This window comes from Azospirillum sp. B2RO_4 (genome assembly GCF_051124815.1).
Classification (GTDB): Bacteria; Pseudomonadota; Alphaproteobacteria; order Azospirillales; family Azospirillaceae; genus Azospirillum.
The window spans coordinates 22,018-41,240 of record NZ_CP118486.1; the positions used below are offsets into that span (position 1 = coordinate 22,018).

Below are 19,223 nucleotides of genomic sequence, written 5' to 3' on the forward strand. Positions count from 1 at the left end.
CTAACCCTCCCCCGCTTTTGGCGGTGGAGGGGACTGCCGCCGCTTCGGGTAAGGCACCCTCTCCCGCGAAGCGGGGGAGGGTCGGGGAGGGGGCAACAGCACGTTACTCACCGCGGCCCCACCGGCCCTGACGTACCGTCCAGCCAGCGCAGCAGAGCGTCCCATTCCAGGACGCCGGCGCGGGGATAGGCGCGTTCATATTGGCGGGCGGTGTGCTCGCAGACCTCCGGCGATGGATAGATCAGCGGCCGGCCGCCGGCCATCGCCATGATCTGCTGCTTGCAGGCCTGCTCCAGATAGTACATCAGCACCGCCGCCTCGGCGACGTCCTGGCCGACGGTCAGCAGGCCGTGGTTGCGCAGGATCATGCTGTGATGGCTGCCGAGATCGGCGACCAGCCGCTCCCGCTCCGCCAGATCCAAGGCGATGCCTTCGTAGGTGTGATAGGCGAGGCGGTTGTACCAGCGCAGCGAATGCTGGGTGATCGGCAGCAGCCCGTCGGCCTGGGCGCTGACCGCCATGCCGGCGTCGGTGTGCAGGTGGATGACCGCGCCGACGTCCGGACGGGCGTGGTGCACCGCGCTGTGGATGGTGAAGCCGGCCGGGTTGATCGCGTCGCCCTCGCGCCCGTCCACCAGATTGCCGTCGATGTCGACCTTCACGAGGTTGTCGGGCGTCACCTCGTGGAACATCAGGCCATAGGGGTTGATGAGGAAATGGTCGGGCGTGTCGGGGATGCGCGCCGACATGTGGGTGTAGATCAGGTCGGTCATGCCCAGCCGGTCGAACAGCCGGTAGGCGGCGGCCAGATCGGTGCGGACCTTCCACTCCACGTCGGAGCAGTCGCGCGTGGCGTGGGGGGCGTGGGCGGCGTTCGCTTTCAGGGTGGCGGCGATCATCGGGCGGGTCTCGTCGGGAATGGAAAAGGTCAGATGGGTTCCAGGCCGCACCAGCCGGCGATGAACAGCGCCAGCACGCGGGTCACGTCGCGCAGGCTGTCCAGCGACACCGACTCGTCGATGCCGTGGATGCGCGTCGCCTCCGGCCCGTAGCAGGTGGCGGGCGTGTCGCCATAGAGCTGGAAGAAGCGGGCGTCGGTGGTGCAGGTCAGCGCCACAAGTTCCGGATCGCCGCCGCGCACGGCGAGATGGCTGTCGGCCAGCATGGTGACCAGCGGATGGGCCGGGTCGATCTCGCAGCCGGCGGCCTGGAAGCCGTTCCACTGCAACTCGATGCCGACGCCGGAAAGGGCCGGGTCGGTGGAGCGCGCCTGCTCCACCGCCCGGGTGACCTCGGCGCGAACCGCCTCCGGCTCCTGCCCGGGGAAGAAGCCGAGCCGGAGGTCGAGCGCGCAGCGCGTCGGGACTGACGACGGCCACTCGCCGCCCTCGATCCGGCCGAGATTGACGTTGACGGGATGGGCATGGCCGCAGAAGGCGGGGTGGCGGCAGGACGGCTCGTTCCACCGCACTTCCAGCGCCTTCAGATGGGCGGCCAGGGCGTAGGCCGCCTCGATGGCGTTCACGCCCGCCGAGGTGTCGAGCACATGGGCCGGCGTGCCGGTCAGCACCAGCCGCAGCCACATCACCCCGACCTGGGCGACGGAGATGGAATGGTTGAACGGTTCCGGGATCACGGCGGCGTCGGCACGGTAGCCGCGATGCAGGCAGGCGAGAGCGCCGTTGCCGGTGCACTCCTCCTCGATCACCGACTGCAGATAGACCGGGGCGGCGGGCTGGTAGCCCAGCGTGCGCAATGCCGAGAAGGCGGCGGTGTAGGCGGCGATGCCGGCCTTCATGTCACCGGCGCCGCGGCCGTAGAGCCGCCCGTCTGCGATGCGCGGCTCGAAGGGCGGGGTGGTCCACAGCTCCGCCGGGCCGGCCGGCACCACGTCGATGTGGCCGTTCAGGATCAGCGAGCGGCCCTTGGCCTCGCGCGGCTTGTGGACGCCGACGACGTTCTCGCGTCCGGCATAGGCGCCGGGCAGCACCGGCGGCGAGAAGCCCGGCATGCGGGAGATCGCCTGCTCGTCGATGTCGAAGCGGTCGACCTCCAGCCCGAGTGCTGCGAAGCGGTCGGCCATCAGCGCCTGCGCTGAGGATTCCTCCCCCAACAGCGACGGCTGACGGACGAGGTCGCCGAGATGCGACACGCACCCGCCCTGCGCCGCGTCGGCGGCATCGAGGATCGCGGCGCGCAGGCCGGGGTCCGGCAAGCTATGGTCGAGACGGGCTGCCGTATCTCGTGTCATTCCGAATCCTTTGCCCAAATCCTCTTCGCCACTGCGGGATGATTGCGCGGGTGGGTGGAAAAAGACGAAGCTGTTGCGATGCGGCCTATCCCAAATGGATATGACCGCCATATCGGCGCGTTATGCAATGTCCGGCTTGGCGATGTTTGAGGGTCGCCATGTGTCGATTAGGCGATGAACAAATCGATCAGGCAAATAAGCATTTTTCATTTCGCCCATGAATCTGATTTATGCCGCAGTTGCTCACAGCGCGATCATGTGCGTAGAATTTGGGCGGCGGCAGGGATGCACCGGAATCGGGCACCGATGGAGAGGGCAGGGCGTTGATGGAAAGCGAGGCTGAACGGCAGGCATTGGCCCGTCTGGGGCAGCAGATGGATTGGAACCTGCTGCGCACCTTCATGGTGATCGTGCAGGAGGGGAGCTTCACCAAGGCCGCCGTCCGCCTGTTTTTAACGCAGCCGGCGGTCAGCCTCGCGCTGAAGCGGCTGGAGGAACAGCTTGGCCGCACGTTGATCGACCGTGGCCCCGGACGCTTCGCCGTCACCGCCGCCGGCGAGCAGGTCTATGACGAGGCGGTGTCGATCCATGCCACCGTTTCCCGCCTGGGCGCCCTGGTGCGCGACGCCAAGGACGAGATCAGCGGCCATGTCCATATCCTGATGACCAGCCGGATCCAGACCCCGCTGCTCGACCGTTCGCTGCGGGAGTTCCACCGGATGTATCCGCAGGTGACCTTCCGCATCGACGTGATGGCGTCCGCCGACGCGCACATCGCGTTGCAGCAGCGGGTCGGCGCCATGGCGATCTGCCTGCTGCGCGAACCGATTCCGGGACTGTCGAGCCAGATCTTCCTGCGCCAGACCTACCGGCTCTATTGCGGCCCCGGATTCCGCCTGTTCGGCCAGCACGACATCGACATCGCCGAACTGCGCCACGAGAATTTCGTTTCCTTCACCTCCGACCAGATCGACGGCGCCCTGTCGCCGCTGACCCTGTTCCGCGCGCGGGAGGGGTTCGCCGGCCGTGTCGTCGCGTCCTCCGCCAATCTGGAGGAGGTGCGGCGGATGATCCTCTGCGGCCTCGGCATCGGCCCGCTGCCGGAACACATCGCCGCCCGCGACGTCGATGACGGACTGCTGTGGGAACTGCCGCCCTACGAGGGCATCGCGCCGGTCAACGTCCACCTGATCTGGAACGAGCAGGCCAAACCGAACCGTGCCGAGCGGGCCTTCCTGGAGTATCTGCAGACGGCGCTGGCGACGGCACCGGCCAGGGAATTGGCCGGCGAGGCGGCCGAACCGTCGGCGCTGACGATGTCACAGCCGCTCTGACCGTAACGAACCGCCCGCTCGAGCGTTGTTAGTGACGAAGGCCGGACCGAACGCCGGTCGAACCACCGAACTCAGGAGGACGTCATGGACAAGGATCGCGTCGAAGGCGCTATGGACAAGGCCAAGGGCAGCGTCAAGAAGGGCGTCGGCGAGGTTACCGGCGACGAGAAGATGAAGGCCGAAGGCGCGGCCGACAAGGCGAAGGGCGAGGCCAAAAGTGCCGTGGGCAGCGCCAAGGACGCCATGCGTGACAAGAGCTGAGGACGCGAGGCCCCGCGGCACGGTCGCCGCGGGGCCGGCTTCCACGCAGCATCCGCGCCCATCATGGAAATCGGTCATGCTCCCAGGGGTATCGCCCGGACGCTTCCTGCGGGACCTCTATCGCGCGATGACCGAGGACAATGTCTTCAACGGAGCTGCCGCGCTCGGCTTCTATCTGACGCTCGCCCTGTTCCCGGCGCTGATCGCGACGATGAGCATCATCCCGTATCTGCCCATCGACAATGTGGATCAGGCGATCATGGATCTGCTGGGCCAGGCCCTGCCCGATCAGGCGTCCGGCCTGGTCCGCGATGTGGTGGGGCAGGTGACCGGCGAGCGGCGCGGCGGGCTGTTGTCCTTCGGCCTTCTTGGAACGGTGTGGGCGACCACCACCGGCATGTATGCCATCATGCAGCAGCTCAACATCACCTACGACGTCAAGGAGGCGCGCAGCTTCGTCCGCGCCCGTCTGGTGGCGCTGGGATTGAGCCTGCTTTTCGAGGTGATGGTAATCGGCGCCTTCTCGTTGATCGTGCTGGGCGGCATCCTGCAGGACTGGATCGGCAGCCGGTACGGCTTTTCCGGCGTGCTGCTGAGCTTCTTCGCGACCTTCCGCTGGGTCGTCATCGTGCTGGCGCTGCTGCTGGGCTTCGCGGTGATCTACCGCTATGGCCCGAATGTCAGGGAGCGCTTCGTCTTCTTCACCCCCGGCAGTGTGGTGGGCGCGGCATTGCTGATCGCCGCCTCGCTCGGCTTTTCGCTCTATGCCGGCCATTTCGCCGATTACGACGCCACCTACGGCAGCATCGGCGCAGTGATCACGCTGATGCTCTGGCTCTACATCGCCGGGCTGGTGATCCTGCTCGGTTCGGAAATCAACGTTTTGTGGAGGCGATACGGCGCGGGACATAAGCAACGACCACTCACCGCAGAGGAGTAACGGCCATGGGCATCATCGCTTGGATCATTCTGGGGCTGATCGCGGGCTTCATCGCCTCCAAGATCGTGAACAATTCGGGCCAGGGCATCGTCATGGACATCGTGCTGGGGATCGTCGGCGCGCTGGTCGGCGGCTTCCTCGTGAGCATCGTCGGCGGCGCCGGCATCACCGGCTTCAACATCTGGAGCATCCTGGTCGCCATCTTCGGCGCCGTCGTCGTCCTGTGGATTTACCACGCAGTCGCGGGCAGGCGGACGGTGGGCTGACGATTGGATAGCTATCACGATGTTCCGTTTGCGTGGGATAAGGCTGTCTATTCGACCCTGAACATTCGACAGCTTTGATGAACGTCCAAGGTTATCCGCTTACCGCCGGCGCCGGACGGCGCCGGTGAGCCCGCTGTCTGCCGGGGAGTCTCCGCCTCTCTTTCCGGCCGGGGCGGGAGAGATGGTTGCGCTCACGCGCGGCCATGACTGGGCGGCCACGCCGCTCGGCCCGATGGAAGGCTGGCCGCAAGAGCTGCGCTTCACGGTCGGTCTGATGCTGCGGTCGCGGCAGGCGATGTTCATCGGCTGGGGACCCGACGTCACCTTCCTCTACAACGACGCCTATCTGGACATTCTCGGTGCCCGTCATCCGCGGGCGCTCGGCCAGCCGATGAGGGAGGTCTGGCCCGACGCCTGGCCGGTGGCCCGCGACCTCGTCCGCCGTGCCTATGACGGCGAGCCGCTGCTGCATGAGGATTTGCTGATCCCGCTGGTGCGGAACGGCGCGGTCGAAGACTGCTACTTCACCTTCTCCTACACGCCGATCACCGACGAGACCGGGCGGATCGGCGGCTTCCTCTGCATCGTTGCCGAGACGACGGCGGCGGTGGAGCGCGTGCGGGCGGAGGAGGAGGTGCGGCGCGCCAACGAACGGCTGCGGGCGGAGGGCGATCGGCTGCGGGCGCTGTTCCGGCAGGCGCCGGGCTTCATGTATGTCTGGCGCGGACCCGACCATGTCTATGAGATGGCGAACGACGCCTATTTCGACCTGATCGGCCGCCGCGACATCATCGGCAAGCCGGCGCGGCAGGCGCTGCCGGAGATCGTCGGCCAGGGCTTCTTCGAGCTTGCCGATCAGGTTTATGCGACGGGCGAGCCCTTCGTCGGCGAAGGGATGCCGGCGCGGATCGCCCGGCGGCCCGGCGCGCCGCTGGAGGAGCGGTTCGTCACCTTCGTCTTCCAGCCGATCCGCGACGACCAGGGCCGGGTCATGGGCATGTTCGTCCAGGGCAGCGACGTGACGGGCATGAAACGGACGGAAGACGCGCTGCGCGAGAGCCAGCAGCGTCTGCACATCGCCCAGGATGCCGGCGGGGTCGGCACCTTCGAACTGCGCGCCGACGGCATGCTGGCGGTGTCTCCCCAGTTCTGCCGCCTGTGGGGCATCGGGGAACGCCCGCTGGTGCGGCTGGAGGAACTGGTCGCCCTGATCCATCCGGATGACCGGGCCAACCTGAACACGCTGCGGCCGGGACAGGTGCCGACCGACGGGTTGGGCTATGTCGAATACCGCATCAACCGGCCCGACAGCGGGGCGGAGCGCTGGATCGCCCGGCGGGCGCAGGCCATAGCCGGGGAAGAGGACGGGGAGGCGCGGATTCTCGGCGCCTGCTACGACATCACCGACCGCAAATGCGCCGAAGATGCCCTGCGCGCGCTGAATACGACGCTGGAGCAGCGCGTGGCGGAGAGGACCGCCGACCGCGACCGCATGTGGCGGCTGTCGACCGACATCATGCTGGTGGCGCGGTTCGACGGCACGATCACCGCGGTCAATCCGGCCTGGACCACCCTGTTGGGCTGGGACGAGGCGGAACTGCAGGACGTGGCGTTCCTCGAATTCGTCCATCCCGACGACCTTGCGGCGACGGTAGCGGAGGCCGGCCGGCTGGCATCCGGCCTGACCACCCTGCGGTTCGAAAACCGCTATCGTCACAAGGACGGCTCCTATCGCTGGATCTCCTGGACCGCGGTGCCGGACGACCGCTTCATCCATGCGGTGGGACGCGACGTGACGGCGCGCAAGGAGTCGGAGGCGGCGCTGCGCCGGGCCGAGGACCAGCTGCGTCAGGCGCAGAAGATGGAGGCGGTCGGCCAGCTGACCGGCGGCGTGGCGCACGACTTCAACAACCTGCTCCAGGCGCTCAGCAGTTGCCTGACCATGATCGGCCGCCGCAGCGCCGAGCCGAAGCTGGCGCCACTGCTGGAGGCGGGCATGCAGGCGGTCGACCGCGGCGCCAAGCTGGTCCAGCAACTTATGGGCTTCGCCCGCCGCGACAGCCTGCGCCCGGAGCCGATCGACGTGCGCGACCGTGTGCTCGGCATGGCCGGACTGCTGGAACGCGCGCTGCGCGCCGACATCCGGCTGGAAACCCGCTTCGCTCCCGGCCTCCATCCGATCGAGGTGGACCCGACCCAGTTCGAACTGGCGCTGATCAACATGGCGGTGAACGCGCGCGATGCGATGCCGGAGGGCGGTACGCTGACCATCGGGGCGGAGAACCGGACGCTCGGTCCCGGCGATTCACCGGGACTGGAAGGGGAATTCCTGAGGTTGACGGTCGCCGACACCGGGACGGGAATGACGCCGGAGGTGGCGGCGAAGGCCTTCGACCCCTTCTTCACCACCAAGGATGTCGGCAAGGGCTCCGGCCTTGGTCTGGCGCAGGTCTACGGGCTGGCTCGGCAGGCGGGCGGCACCGTCTGGATCGAAAGCCGGCCGGGGGAGGGAACCCGCATCGTCCTGCTGCTGCGCGCCACGGCGGGGGTGCCGCGGGCGCCGGCCGTTTCCGCCGACGCTGCCGGGCCGTTCATCGCCGGTGCGCGGGTGCTGATGGTGGAGGACGATCCGGTCGTCGCTTCCTCCGTCGCGGCGGCGCTGGAAGAGAGCGGCTGGACGGTCCTGCGCGCCGGTTCCGCCGACGAGGCGCTGCCGCTGCTGGCCGGCGACGAGCGGATCGACCTGCTCTTTTCCGACGTGGTGATGCCGGGCCGGCTGAGCGGCATCGACCTCAGCCGCGAGGCGGCGATCCTGCGCCCCGGCCTGCCGGTGGTGCTGACCACCGGCTACAGCGAGGATGTGGCGCGCACCGAAGGCATCGCGGTGCTGTCGAAGCCCTACCGGATCGACACGCTGCTGCAGACGCTGCACAAGGCGGTGGCGAAAGTCCGGGGATAGTCGCCCTCTCCCGCCCCGGGAGAGGGAGGGGACCCGCCGAAGGCGGGGAGGGTGAGGGGCTATCCGAACATGGATCTTGATTCTTGCTTCACCCCTCACCCTTCCCATGCTCCGCATGGGCCCCGAGGTTGCTCGCAAGCCTCGCAACCGCACTCCGCCTAAGACCGCCTTTTGGCGCTCTTCCGGCCTGCGGCCGTCGGCTTCATGCCCTCTCCCGGGGCGGGAGAGGGAGTGTCAGGCGCATCGCCCGCCCCAGAACGTCGAAAACACGCGGGTCGCCCATCTGGGCGACGTTGAAGCGCAGAAAGCCTGACGCCGATTGCGAGACGCTGAACACGTTGCCGGGGGCAAGCACGACATTCTCGCGCAGTGCCGCGCGGGCGACGTCGGCGGAGTCAAACTCGTCCGGCAGGGCGCACCAGAGATAGAAGCCGCCGCGCGGCATCAGCCACGGCCGCAGGCCGAGCGCTTCCAGCCGGGCCGCCGTCTCGCGCCGGAGCCGGGCCAGACGGCGGCGGAGACCATCGAGATGCTTGCGATGGCTGCCGTCTTTCACGGTCGCGAGGACGAGTTCGGCAACGGCCGGGCTGGGGCCGCCGAAATTCGTCGCCACCTGCAGATCAACCAGCGCCTCCACCCACTCCGGCCGCGCCGCGATGTAGCCGCAGCGGATCGAGGCGGACAGCGTCTTGGAGAAGCTGCCGATCCGGATGACCCGGGCCAGTCCGTCGAGGGCGGCGAGGCGGGGCGACGGGTCCGGCTCGAAACCGGCGAAGATGTCGTCCTCGACGATGGTTAGGGTATCGGCGGAGGGATCATGGGCCGCTGCGGCGCAGAGCAGCCGGTGGGCGGTCTGCGGCGTCATCGTCGCGCCGGTCGGGTTGTGAAGCGCCGAGTTGGTGATGTAGAGGCGCGGGCCGTGCGTCGCCAGCGCCTGGGCGAACAGGTCGGTGTCCGGACCGGTGCGGGTATAGGGCACGCCGACGACCCGCGCCTGATGGGCGCGCAGCAGGGCCTGGAAATTGAAATAGCAGGGGTCGTCGACCAGCACCGTGTCGCCCGGCCGCAGCAGGAAGCGGCAGATCAGGTCGATGGCCTGGGTTCCCGAGGCGGTCAGCAGGATCTGGTCTGCCCCCGCCGTCATCCCTTCATCGGCGAACTGGCGCGCCAGCAGCCGGCGCAGCGGCAGCGACCCGCGCGTGCCGCCATAATCGGCCAGCAGCCCCTCGTCGGCCCGCGCGAGTTGGCGGATCGCCCGGCGGATCGCCGCGTTCGGCATCCAGTCTGCCGGCAGCCAGCCGCATCCCGGCTTCAGCATCTCCGCCCCGGCATCCAGCGATTGCCGTGACACCCAGAAGGGGTCGATGGCGCGGTCGAGCCGTGGTTCCGCCTCGGCCAGGGCCAGCGGCGGCGTGGCGCCGGCGACATAGAAGCCGGACCCCGGCCGCGGCCGGATCACGCCTTCGGCCGCCAGCCGGTCATAGGCCTCCACCACGGTCGAGGGCGACACGCCCATGGTGGCGGCGAAGCTGCGGATCGAGGGCAGCTTTTCCCCCGGCGACAGGGTGCGGCTCGCCATCCTGCGGCGGATCGCGTCCATCACCTCGGCCGTTCGCGTGCCCGTTCTGCCCGTCATGGCTCTACCGCAGAAAGAAGTGTACTGACCGATGAGCCAGTACAGTTTGGTGGAATTGTATGGGACCGTCACTGTCTCCGCCAGAGGTCATCGCGCTAGGATCGCATTGAAAAATCTGGGGCGCGGAAGGATAGCGGGATGCGGAAGTCGACGGCGGGATGGGGCAGCGGGCTGCTCGGTGTGCTCATCTTCAGCGGGTCGCTGCCGGCGACGCGGGTCGCGGTCGGCGGCTTCACGCCGCTGTTCCTGACGGCGGCACGGGCGGTGATCGCGGCGGCCCTGGCGGCGGCCCTGCTGGCGCTGCTGCGGCAGGCACGGCCGGCACGCCGCGACCTTCCCTCCCTCGCCATCGTGGCGCTGGGTGTCGTCGCCGGCTTTCCCCTGCTGACCGCGCTGGCGCTTCAGCACATTACGTCGGCGCAGTCGGTCGTCTTCATCGGTCTGCTGCCGCTCGCCACCGCTCTGTTCGGGGTGCTGCGGGCAAGGGAGCGGCCACGGCCGGCCTTCTGGCTGTTCGCGATGGCGGGAAGCCTGACCGTCGCCGGTTTCGCCCTGTGGCAGGGCGGCGGCGCGTCGCTGGCCGGCGACCTGCTGATGGTCCTGGCGATCCTGCTCTGTGGGCTGGGCTACGCCGAGGGTGCGGCCCTGTCGCGCCGGCTGGGCGGCTGGCAGGTGATCTCCTGGGCCTTGCTGCTGGCGCTGCCGGCCATGGCTGCGGCGGCATTGGTGACCATGCCGGACGACTGGACCGGCATCGCGGCACCGGCCTGGATCGGGCTCGGCTATGTCTCGGTGTTCAGCATGCTGGTGGGCTTCGTCTTCTGGTATCGCGGGCTGGCGCTGGGCGGCATCGCCGGGGTCGGACAGCTGCAGCTGCTCCAGCCCGCCTTCGGCCTGATCCTGGCCGGGCTGCTGCTGGGCGAGCCGGTCGCCTGGACGATGATCGCCGCCGCCGGGCTGGTCGTGCTGTGCGTCGCCGGGGCCAAGCGGTTCGCCTGACTGGGGCGGCTATGCCAGCCCCTGCGCCTTCAGGGCGGCCATCACCACGATGACGGCGAGCAGGGCGAGGACGGTCGCCAGCCCGATCGGCAGGGCGCGGCGGTAGATCGCCCCCTCCGACCGCTCCAGCCCGACGAGGCCGGCGGCGAGCACGATGCGGCCGGGGGTGAGCATGGTGCAGATGCTGCCCGACACGGTCTGGATCGCCGCGATCAGCATCGGCGGCAGGCCGCTTTCGGCGGCGAGGCTCAGCTGGATGTGCATCATCAGGGCGTTGGAGGCGGTGTTGGAGCCGGTCAGCATCCCGGCGGCGGCGCCGAAGACCGGGCTGGCCAGCACGGCGAAGCGCCCCGCCGCCTCGCGCCAGGCCTCGCCGAACATCGCCGCCCCGCCGGACGCGGCCATGAAGGTGGCGAACTCGACGAAGACCAGCGTGGCCGCCATCGGCACCAGGGCGGCGCGCAGGGAGGCGCGGACCAGTTTCCCGGCCTCGGCCGAGGACAGGCCGGACAGCAGGATGCCGGCGATCAGCACCAGCCATGTCGCCGGATGGCGCAGCAGCGCCAGCGGGGCGAGACCGTCGAACGGGTCGAGCACCAGCCATCGCCCGGTCCAGCCAGACAGCGGCGGCAGCAGACGGGTGGCCATCAGCGCCGCGATCAGCAGCCCGTACGGCCAGAGCCGCCCGACCAGATCCCGGACGCGGACGCCGCTGCGCAGCAGGCGCGGCCCCTCCACCACCAGCAACAGCAGGCCGGTCGCCAGCCCGCCGCCCAGTTCCGGCGCGACGAACAGGTTGGTGAGCCAGATCAGCCCGGCCAGACACAGGAGAAGGGCGATATCCGACACCCGGTCGGCAAAGCCGGAGCGCAGACCGGACGAATGGATCAGCCCCCAGAACACCGGCAGAAGACAAGGCAGAACCACCGCCATCAGCAGGGCGCTGGCGGTACCGAGTTCGGTGAAGGACACGCCGATCAGCTCGGCCCCGACCCGCGTGCCGACGCCCATTGCGCCCCAGGCGGCCAAAACCTGACTGAACAGGCCGAGCGCGGCGGACTGCACCGGCGGCAGGCCGACGGTGCGCAGCATGGCGAGGGCGACGACCAGCCCGACGCCGAACCCGGTCACCGATTCCGCGAAGGGGCCGACCAGGAAGCAGGCGACGAAGACGGCGCGCCGGCGGTTCTCCTGCGCGACCGCGGCGGATCGGGCACCCCGCGCCTCGAAGGAGCGATGGAACAGCAGTCCGGCGGCGATGATCGACATCGCGTGCCATGCCAGCCATGCGCCTTCCCCCGCCTTGGCCGCCGTCGTGCCGAGCACCGCACCGGCCGACGGCTGGGACGCGGCCATGGTGACGACCATCGTGACGAGCGCCAGCGTCATGCCGACGATCCCGGCGGGCAGCAGGCTGACACGGCGGGAGGCAAGCAGCAGGATCGTGCCGACGAGCGGCATCATGTGGAAGGCAAGGGGCATGGTCGGGCAGGCGCGTTCCGGTGGGGGAGATACCGGCGCGGGAGCATGGCCGGGGCCAATGAATACTAATATATCTGCGGTGGCGCAACCATTCCGCGTCCGCTGGTGATCGCCTGCGAGGACCTCGATTTCTTGACGCGCGAACAGTCGGGATATACGTTAGGGATATACAATGGAGGTGAGCCATGACGGTCCGGACGTCCCTGTTCCAGTCCAACCGTACCCAGGCCGTTCGTCTGCCGAAGGACGTGTCGTTTCCTGCGCATGTCCGCGAGGTGGTCATCCTTCGTGACGGCGCGCGGCGGCTGATCGTGCCGGCCGACAGCGTGTGGGACGATTTCTTCCAGTCTCCCGGCATCGCGTTCCCCGACCGCGACCAGCCGGAGATGCAGGATCGCGAGGCGTGGTGATGCTGCGCTACATGCTGGACACCAATGTCTGCATCCGCGTCCTGCGCGACCGTCCCCAGAGTGCCCGCGTCAGGTTCAATGCGGAAGCGGATGGCCTGTGCATCTCGGCGGTGACGCTGGCGGAGCTTCTGCACGGTGCCGCCAAATCCGACCTCCCGGCGGAGAAACGCCGGGAGGTCGAACGGCTGACCGCCCGGCTCGAAGTGCTGCCCTTCGATGACGAGGCGGCCGGACATTACGGCGACATCCGGGCCGATCTGGAGCGCCGGGGCTGCGTGATCGGCCCGTACGACCTGATGATCGCCGGCCACGCGCGCAGCCGCGGGCTGGTCGTGGTCACCGGCAACCTCGGCGAGTTCGACCGTGTGGCGGGCCTGCGGTGCGAGGACTGGCTGGACGAACCGCGCGGGTCCTGACCGGCTCGCCCGGCCTCAGGCCGGCGTGTCGCGGTGGATCTTGAACGGCGCCCAGGACTGGCTCACCGGCATGATCTCCACGCTGTTGATGTTGACGTGCGGCGGCAGGGAGACCACCCAGCGCACCGTCTCGGCGATGTCCTCGGGCTGCAGCGGGTTGGCGCCGGCATAGAGCGCGTCGTAGGCGTCCTTGTTGCCGCCGGTGCGGACCAGGGTGAATTCGCTTTCCGCCAGACCGGGCTCGATGGAGGTCACGCGCACGCCCTGGGCCGACAGGTCGCTGCGCAGGCCGAGCGAGAACTGCCGGACGAAGGCCTTGGTGCCGCCATAGACGTTGCCGCCGGGATAGGGCCAGTTGGAGGCGACGGAGGCGAGGTTGACGATCAGCCCGCGCTGCGCGATCAGCCGGGCCAGCAGCAGCCGGGTGATCGTCACCAGCCCGGTGACGTTGGTGTCGATCATCGTCCGCCACTGCTCCAGGTCGCAGTCCTGCGCCGCCGCGGTGCCGAGCGCCAGACCGGCATTGTTGACCAGGACGGAGATGTCGGCGAACTCCTGCGGCAGCGACTCCAGCGCGGCGCGGGTTGCCTCCTCGTCGCGGATGTCGAAGCACAGCGGGTGGACCACCGCCGGCCCGCCCAGCGCCTCGACCAAGGCATCCAGCCGGTCCCGGCGCCGGCCGGTGGCGACGATCCGCCAGCCCTCCGCGACCAGCCGCCGGGCGATGGCATCGCCGAATCCGGAGGTGGCGCCGGTGACGATTGCGGTTTTGGAGGCAGTGTTCGACATCGCGTAGTCTTTCCTCATGACGGATTCAGGCTCAGGCTTACCGTAACGATGGTCCGGGTCAAGTCCGGGCGCTGCATTGATCAGCTCGGCTGCGGTTCGGCCAGGAACAACCGGTAGGCCGGGTTGCCGCTCTCGTCCCAATACGGGTATCCGAGATCGTCGAGGCAGCGCCGAAACCGCACGCGGTCCTTTTCGGGCACCTGGATGCCGGCCAGAACCCGGCCGTAATCGGCGCCATGGTTGCGGTAGTGGAAGAGCGAGATGTTCCAGTCCTGCGCCAGCCCGTTCAGGAACTTCAGCAAGGCGCCCGGCCGTTCCGGGAACTGGAAGCGGTAAAGCAGTTCGTCCTTCAGACCGCGCACCCGGCCGCCGACCATGTAGCGGACATGCAGCTTCGCCATCTCGTTGTCGCTCATGTCCAGCACCGGACAATCCAGGCCGCGCAGCAGGTCGATGATCTGGCGCTTTTCCGCGTCGCCCTCGGTCAGTTGGACGCCGACGAAGATCTGCGCCTCGCGGTCGTCGGCGTAGCGGTAGTTGAATTCGGTGATCGACCGCTTGCCGAGCGCCTGGATGAATTGCCGGTAGGCGCCGGGGCGTTCGGGGATGGTGACGGCCAGCAGCGCCTCGCGCCGTTCGCCGATCTCCGCCCGTTCGGCGATGTGGCGCAGCCGGTCGAAGTTCATGTTCGCGCCGCTGCCGATCGCCACCAGCCCCTTGCCCTGCAGCCCTTCGCGCTCCGCGTATTTCTTGAGCCCTGCCAGACCGACCGCACCCGAGGGCTCGGTGATGGCGCGGGTGTCCTCGAAGATGTCCTTGACCGCGGCGCAGATCTCGTCGGTGTTGACGGTGATGACCTCGTCCAGCAGCTCGCTGCACAGCCGGAAGGTCTCGGATCCGACCTGACGGACGGCGACGCCGTCGGCGAACAGCCCGACCTGATCGAGCTGCACGCGCTTCCCCGCCGCGATGGCCGCGCCCATGCTGGCCGCGTCGTCGGGCTCCACCCCGATCACCTTGACGTCGGGGCGCAGGAACTTGACGTAGGCAGCCACGCCGGCGGCCAGCCCGCCGCCGCCGATCTGCACGAAGATGGCGTCCAGCGGGTGCGGGTGCTGGCGCAGGATCTCCATGCCGACGGTGCCCTGGCCGGCGATCACGTCCGGATCGTCGTAGGGGTGGATGAAGGTCAGCCCCTTCTCCGCCTCGATCTGGCGGGCGTGGAGATAGGCGTCGTCGAAGACGTCGCCGTGCAGCACGACCTTGCCGCCGCGGCTCTTCACTGCCTGGATCTTGATGGCGGGCGTCGTGCGCGGCATGACGATCACCGCCTTGATCCCCAGCTTCTGCGCCGACAGCGCCACGCCCTGGGCGTGGTTGCCGGCCGACGCGCACACCACCCCGCGTTCCCGCACCTCCGGGGCCAAGCCGACCATCTTGTTGTAGGCGCCGCGCAGCTTGAAGGAGAAGACGGGCTGCAGATCCTCGCGCTTGAGCAGAGCGATGTTGTTCAGTCGCTGCGACAGCCGCGGCATCGGATCGAGCGGGCTTTCGATGGCGACGTCGTAGACGCGCGCGGTGAGGATCTTGCGGACATACTCGTGCATGAACATCGGCCTTCCTGAACAGGTCGCGGCGACCATAGCAAATCCGGCGCGGTCTTGCGCTATGGCGCCTGCACTGCGCGGAAGGCGATGGGAACGGCGACGCGCATCACCTCGATGAAGCGGCGCAGGCGGGCTGGCTGGTGGCGGGAGGGCGGATAGACCAGGCTGACGGGCAGGGTAGCCGCCCGCCAGTCCGGCGCCAGTTGCACCAGCCGCCGCGTCGCCAGATCGTCCACCAGCGCCCATTGCGAGCCGATGGCGGCGCCCAGCCCGAGAATCGCCGCGTTGCGGATCGCCTGCAGCCCGTCGGTGGACAGGCGCGGCCGGATGGGGAAGCGGGCCCTCTCGCCGGTCCCGGCATGGGTCAGTTCCACCTCGTCCCGGTAGAAGGTGCGCAACGCCAGCCAGGGCAGTTCCGCCAGCTCGTCGGGATGGCGCGGCAGCGGCCGGTCGCCGAGCAGGTCGGGGGAGGCGACGACGATGCGCGGCACCTCCGCCAGCCGCAGGGCGACGACCGACGGGTCGGCCACCTCGCCGACGCGGATGGCGCAGTCGATGCCCTCGCCGATGAAATCCGGCATGCGGTCGTGCAGGAACCACTCCACCGTCATCCGCGGATAACGGCGCAGGTAATCCGCCACCGGCCCGATCAACTGCTGCTGCCCGAAGGCATGCGGCGCCACGATCCGCAGATGGCCGGACGGCTGGTCGTCGACCCCGCGCACGTCGCTTTCCAGCATCTGCCAGCCCGCCAGCAGGTCCTTGGCCCGCTCGTAGCAGCGGGTGCCGTCCTCCGTCAGGTTCATCCGGTGGGTGGAGCGTTGCAGCAGCCGGATGCCCAGCAGCCGCTCCAGCTGTTGCAGCCGTCGGCTGACCGTCGGCTGGGTGCTGCCCATCTGCGCCGCGGCGGCCGACAGGCTGCCGGCCTCGACGATGCGGACGAAGGTCTCAAGCAGGGCGATGCGGTCGCTGCCGACCGCGGAGAGATCAGCGCTCATACGCACAACGTATAGCAAATCTACACCTGCTTCGACTACCGTCCGGTCGGAGCGGCCGCCATACTCCCCATTAATCACGCACTCGCACGCTCTTGAGGGGGGTTAGACCGATGTCAACCATTCAATCCGCGCATGCAAGCCCGCTGGCGACGCCGCTGTCGCGGGCCGCGGCGCGCGACACCGGGATCGGCCGGCCGCTGGTCTTCCTGCTGGCGGCGGGCGCCGGTCTGGCGGCGGCGTCGCTCTATTACAGCCAGCCGATGCTGGGTGTTCTCGGCGCCGACATCGGCGCGGCGGATCGGACGGTCGGCTGGGTACCGACGCTGACACAGCTGGGATACGCCTTCGGCATCCTGCTGCTGGCGCCGCTGGGCGACCGCTTCGACCGCCGCAACATTATCCTGGCGAAGGTCGCGGTCCTGGTCGCGGCCCTGCTGGCGGCGGGCTTCGCGCCCTCCATCGGCGGGCTTTTGGCGGCAAGTCTGGTGATGGGATTGTCGGCGACGCTGGCGCAGGACATCGTTCCCGCCGCCGCGACGCTGGCGCCGGCCGAACATCGCGGCCGGGTGGTGGGCACGGTGATGACCGGGCTGCTGCTGGGCATCCTGCTGTCGCGGGTGGTCAGCGGCATCATCGCCGAGCAGTTCGGCTGGCGCGCCGTGTTCGTCGCCGCCGCCGGCAGCATCGCCCTGCTGGGGGTCGCCCTGTGGCGCGGGCTGCCGCGCTTCACGCCGACGACCGATCTCGGCTACGGCCAGTTGCTGGGGTCGCTGGTCACGTTGTGGGGCAATCATCCGGGCCTGCGCCGGGCGGCCATCGCACAGGGCCTGCTGTCGCTGGGCTTCAGCGCCTTCTGGTCGACGCTGGCGGTGATGCTGCATGGCGCGCCGTTCCATCTGGGTGCCGCCGCCGCGGGTGCTTTCGGTCTGGCCGGCGCGGCGGGTGCGCTGGTGGCGCCGGTCGCCGGCCGCATCGCCGACCGCCGCGGCCCGGCCCTGATGACCCGGCTGGGCGCCGGTATGGCCGTGGTCTCCTTCGCCGCCATGGCCCTGTCGCCGCTGCTGCCCGAGGGGGCCCGCCTGTGGCTGCTGGTGGCGAGTGCCATCGGCTTCGACCTGGGCGTCCAGGCTTCGCTGATCGCCCACCAGACCATCGTCTACGGCATCGACCCGGCCGCCCGCAGCCGCCTGAACGCGGTGCTGATGGTCGGCATGTTCATCGGCATGGCCGCCGGCGCCACACTGGGCAGTCAGGCCCTGGCCGCCTGGGGTTGGAACGGCGTGGTCGCCGTCGCCACCGCCGCCTCGGCCGCCGCGCTCGCCCTGCGGCTGTTCACCCGGTCGGACCGCTAGCCCTTCGCTCTTGGTAAGACGACGAAGCCCCCGGAACCCTGCGGCGACGCATGGTTTCGGGGGCTTTGTCGTGAATGAAGCGGGTGCCGGTCAGCGAGGGGCCGCCACCACCTTGCCCGGGTTCATCAAGCCCTGCGGATCGAACAGGCGCTTGATCCCCTGCATCAGCGCCATTTCCGCCGGTCCCTTGAAGGCGGCGAGCGCGTCGCGCATGCTCTGGCCGATGCCATGCTCGGCGCTGATGGTGCCCCCCAGTTCGATGGCCTCACGGTGGACCGCGGTGCTGACCGCGTGGGCGATGCGCTCCAGTGGTTCGGCCGAGGCCCGGAGGCTTTCCGGCAGGATGGCGACCAGATGGATGTTGCCGTCGCCGATATGGCCGACCGCCACGACGCGGGCGTCCGGCCGAACCGCCTCGACGGCGGCGGTGGCGCGGGCGACGAAGTCGGGGATGCGGGCGACCGGCACCGCGGTGTCGTGGCCGATGACGATTCCGCTCTTGCGGTTGGCCTCCGACACGCTGTGGCGCAGCTTCCACATCGCGGCGGCCTGGGCATGGCTGCGGGCCACGGCTGCGTCGGCGATGCTGCCGTCCTCCAGCCCGGCCGCCAGAAGTTCCTCAAGCCTTTCGGCAAGCTCCAGGCCCACCAGCGGATCGGTGATCTCGACCAGCAGATACCACGGCATGACGGTGCCGAGCGGCCGGACGGTGCCCGGCACATGGGCAAGCACCGAGGAAAGCTGCGCCTCCGACAGCACTTCCGCCGTGGTCACCCGGTCGCCCAGCGTGCCGCGCAGCCGGGCGAACACCTGCAAGGCCGCTTCCAGCGAGCGGAGGGCGAGGAAGCCGGTCGCGACGCTCTGCGGGCGGGGAAACAGCTTCAGCGTCGCCGCGGTGACGATGCCCAGCGTGCCCTCCGCCCCGATGAACAGATGCTTCAGAGCGTAGCCCGTGTTGTCCTTGCGCAGCGCGCGCAGCCCGTTCCACAGCGTGCCGTCGGGCAACACAACCTCCAGCCCCAGCACGAGGTCGCGCATCGGGCCATAGCGCAGGACGGCGGTGCCGCCGGCGTTTGTGGCGATGGTGCCGCCGATCTGGCAGCTGCCTTCGCTGCCCAGGCTCATCGGGAACAGGCGTCCGGCCTCCTCGGCGGCGGCCTGGACGGCGGCAAGGGTGCAGCCGGCCTCCACCGTCAGGCTGTCGCCGATGGGATCGACCTCGCGGATGCGGTTGAGGCGCGACAGGCAGAGCACGAGGCTGCGGCCGGTGTCGTCGGGAATTGCGCCGCCGACCACGCCGGTGTTGCCGCCCTGCGGCACCAGCGGCGTGCCCGTCTCGCCGCACAGCCGGACGATGGCCGCCACCTGCGCCGAATCGGCCGGGCGGACCACCGCCAGCGCGGCGCCGCGGTAGCGCCCGCGCCAGTCCGCCAGGAAGGGCGCGGTGTCGGCCGGCTCGACCAGCACATGCGCCGGCCCGAGGATCGCCTGCGCCCGCTCCGCCACATCCGTGCCGGACATCG

The 19,223-nt window shown here is 69.3% G+C and carries 17 protein-coding genes; 9 read left to right on the forward strand and 8 right to left on the reverse strand.

Translation table 11 applies throughout. The features are described from left to right. Positions 1-107 precede the first annotated feature (107 nt). Both PWS46_RS14110 and PWS46_RS14115 read right to left on the reverse strand, forming a co-directional pair. Positions 108-899 (reverse strand): class II aldolase/adducin family protein, encoded by a 792-nt coding sequence (locus PWS46_RS14110; RefSeq protein ID WP_434621118.1) that lies wholly within the window; start codon positions 897-899, stop codon positions 108-110. A 29-nt stretch (positions 900-928) separates the two neighbouring features. Further along, positions 929-2,251, reverse strand: coding sequence for a M20 family metallopeptidase (locus tag PWS46_RS14115; protein ID WP_434621121.1), 1,323 nt, complete (start codon positions 2,249-2,251; stop codon positions 929-931). 326 nt (positions 2,252-2,577) lie between these two features. On the opposite strand from PWS46_RS14115, the gene PWS46_RS14120 reads away from it, so the two are divergent. The 5 genes from PWS46_RS14120 (at position 2,578) to PWS46_RS14140 (ending at position 8,011) form a co-directional block, all read left to right on the forward strand. Continuing rightward, on the forward strand, positions 2,578-3,585 hold the full coding sequence (locus PWS46_RS14120; protein ID WP_434621124.1) for a LysR family transcriptional regulator: 1,008 nt from the start codon (positions 2,578-2,580) through the stop codon (positions 3,583-3,585). Positions 3,586-3,669: 84 nt separating this feature from the next. Continuing rightward, positions 3,670-3,846 carry a CsbD family protein gene (locus tag PWS46_RS14125; RefSeq protein ID WP_434621127.1) on the forward strand — a complete coding sequence of 59 codons (177 nt, stop codon included), beginning with the start codon at positions 3,670-3,672 and terminating at the stop codon, positions 3,844-3,846. Between the two features lie 76 nt (positions 3,847-3,922). After that, a complete protein-coding gene (locus PWS46_RS14130) occupies positions 3,923-4,786 on the forward strand; it encodes a YihY/virulence factor BrkB family protein (protein WP_434621130.1) in 864 nt (287 codons plus the stop codon). Positions 4,787-4,791: 5 nt separating this feature from the next. Beyond that, positions 4,792-5,052 carry a GlsB/YeaQ/YmgE family stress response membrane protein gene (locus PWS46_RS14135; protein WP_434621133.1) on the forward strand — a complete coding sequence of 87 codons (261 nt, stop codon included), beginning with the start codon at positions 4,792-4,794 and terminating at the stop codon, positions 5,050-5,052. A 181-nt stretch (positions 5,053-5,233) separates the two neighbouring features. Next, entirely contained in the window at positions 5,234-8,011 is a 2,778-nt protein-coding gene (locus PWS46_RS14140; protein ID WP_434621136.1) for a PAS domain-containing protein, read from the forward strand. 202 nt (positions 8,012-8,213) lie between these two features. Here PWS46_RS14140 and PWS46_RS14145 read toward each other — a convergent pair whose 3' ends face one another. Next, the gene (locus PWS46_RS14145; RefSeq protein WP_434621139.1) at positions 8,214-9,647 is read right to left on the reverse strand and encodes a PLP-dependent aminotransferase family protein; all 1,434 of its coding nucleotides are present in this window, start codon (positions 9,645-9,647) and stop codon (positions 8,214-8,216) included. A 138-nt stretch (positions 9,648-9,785) separates the two neighbouring features. Here PWS46_RS14145 and PWS46_RS14150 point away from each other — a divergent pair, with 138 nt between their 5' ends. After that, positions 9,786-10,646 carry a DMT family transporter gene (locus PWS46_RS14150; RefSeq protein WP_434621142.1) on the forward strand — a complete coding sequence of 287 codons (861 nt, stop codon included), beginning with the start codon at positions 9,786-9,788 and terminating at the stop codon, positions 10,644-10,646. A gap of 9 nt (positions 10,647-10,655) precedes the next feature. Here the strand turns inward: PWS46_RS14150 and PWS46_RS14155 are convergent, their stop codons facing one another. After that, entirely contained in the window at positions 10,656-12,128 is a 1,473-nt protein-coding gene (locus PWS46_RS14155) for an L-lactate permease (protein ID WP_434621145.1), read from the reverse strand. A 185-nt stretch (positions 12,129-12,313) separates the two neighbouring features. On the opposite strand from PWS46_RS14155, the gene vapB reads away from it, so the two are divergent. Then, a complete protein-coding gene (gene vapB / locus PWS46_RS14160) occupies positions 12,314-12,538 on the forward strand; it encodes a type II toxin-antitoxin system VapB family antitoxin (RefSeq protein ID WP_434621148.1) in 225 nt (74 codons plus the stop codon). Beyond that, positions 12,538-12,954, forward strand: coding sequence for a type II toxin-antitoxin system tRNA(fMet)-specific endonuclease VapC (gene vapC / locus PWS46_RS14165; protein ID WP_434622051.1), 417 nt, complete (start codon positions 12,538-12,540; stop codon positions 12,952-12,954). Before vapB ends, vapC begins: the two co-directional genes overlap by 1 nt. A gap of 15 nt (positions 12,955-12,969) precedes the next feature. Here vapC and PWS46_RS14170 read toward each other — a convergent pair whose 3' ends face one another. From PWS46_RS14170 to PWS46_RS14180, 3 genes are all read right to left on the reverse strand, one after another. Next, positions 12,970-13,743, reverse strand: coding sequence for an SDR family NAD(P)-dependent oxidoreductase (locus tag PWS46_RS14170; protein WP_434621151.1), 774 nt, complete (start codon positions 13,741-13,743; stop codon positions 12,970-12,972). Positions 13,744-13,823: 80 nt separating this feature from the next. Then, on the reverse strand, positions 13,824-15,356 hold the full coding sequence (gene ilvA / locus PWS46_RS14175) for a threonine ammonia-lyase, biosynthetic (protein ID WP_434621154.1): 1,533 nt from the start codon (positions 15,354-15,356) through the stop codon (positions 13,824-13,826). 53 nt (positions 15,357-15,409) lie between these two features. Next, on the reverse strand, positions 15,410-16,348 hold the full coding sequence (locus PWS46_RS14180; RefSeq protein ID WP_434621157.1) for a LysR family transcriptional regulator: 939 nt from the start codon (positions 16,346-16,348) through the stop codon (positions 15,410-15,412). A gap of 110 nt (positions 16,349-16,458) precedes the next feature. On the opposite strand from PWS46_RS14180, the gene PWS46_RS14185 reads away from it, so the two are divergent. Then, on the forward strand, positions 16,459-17,700 hold the full coding sequence (locus PWS46_RS14185; RefSeq protein ID WP_434621160.1) for an MFS transporter: 1,242 nt from the start codon (positions 16,459-16,461) through the stop codon (positions 17,698-17,700). 90 nt (positions 17,701-17,790) lie between these two features. Here PWS46_RS14185 and PWS46_RS14190 read toward each other — a convergent pair whose 3' ends face one another. Beyond that, positions 17,791-19,221 (reverse strand): FAD-binding oxidoreductase, encoded by a 1,431-nt coding sequence (locus PWS46_RS14190; protein ID WP_434621163.1) that lies wholly within the window; start codon positions 19,219-19,221, stop codon positions 17,791-17,793. Between the last annotated feature and the right edge of the window lie 2 nt (positions 19,222-19,223).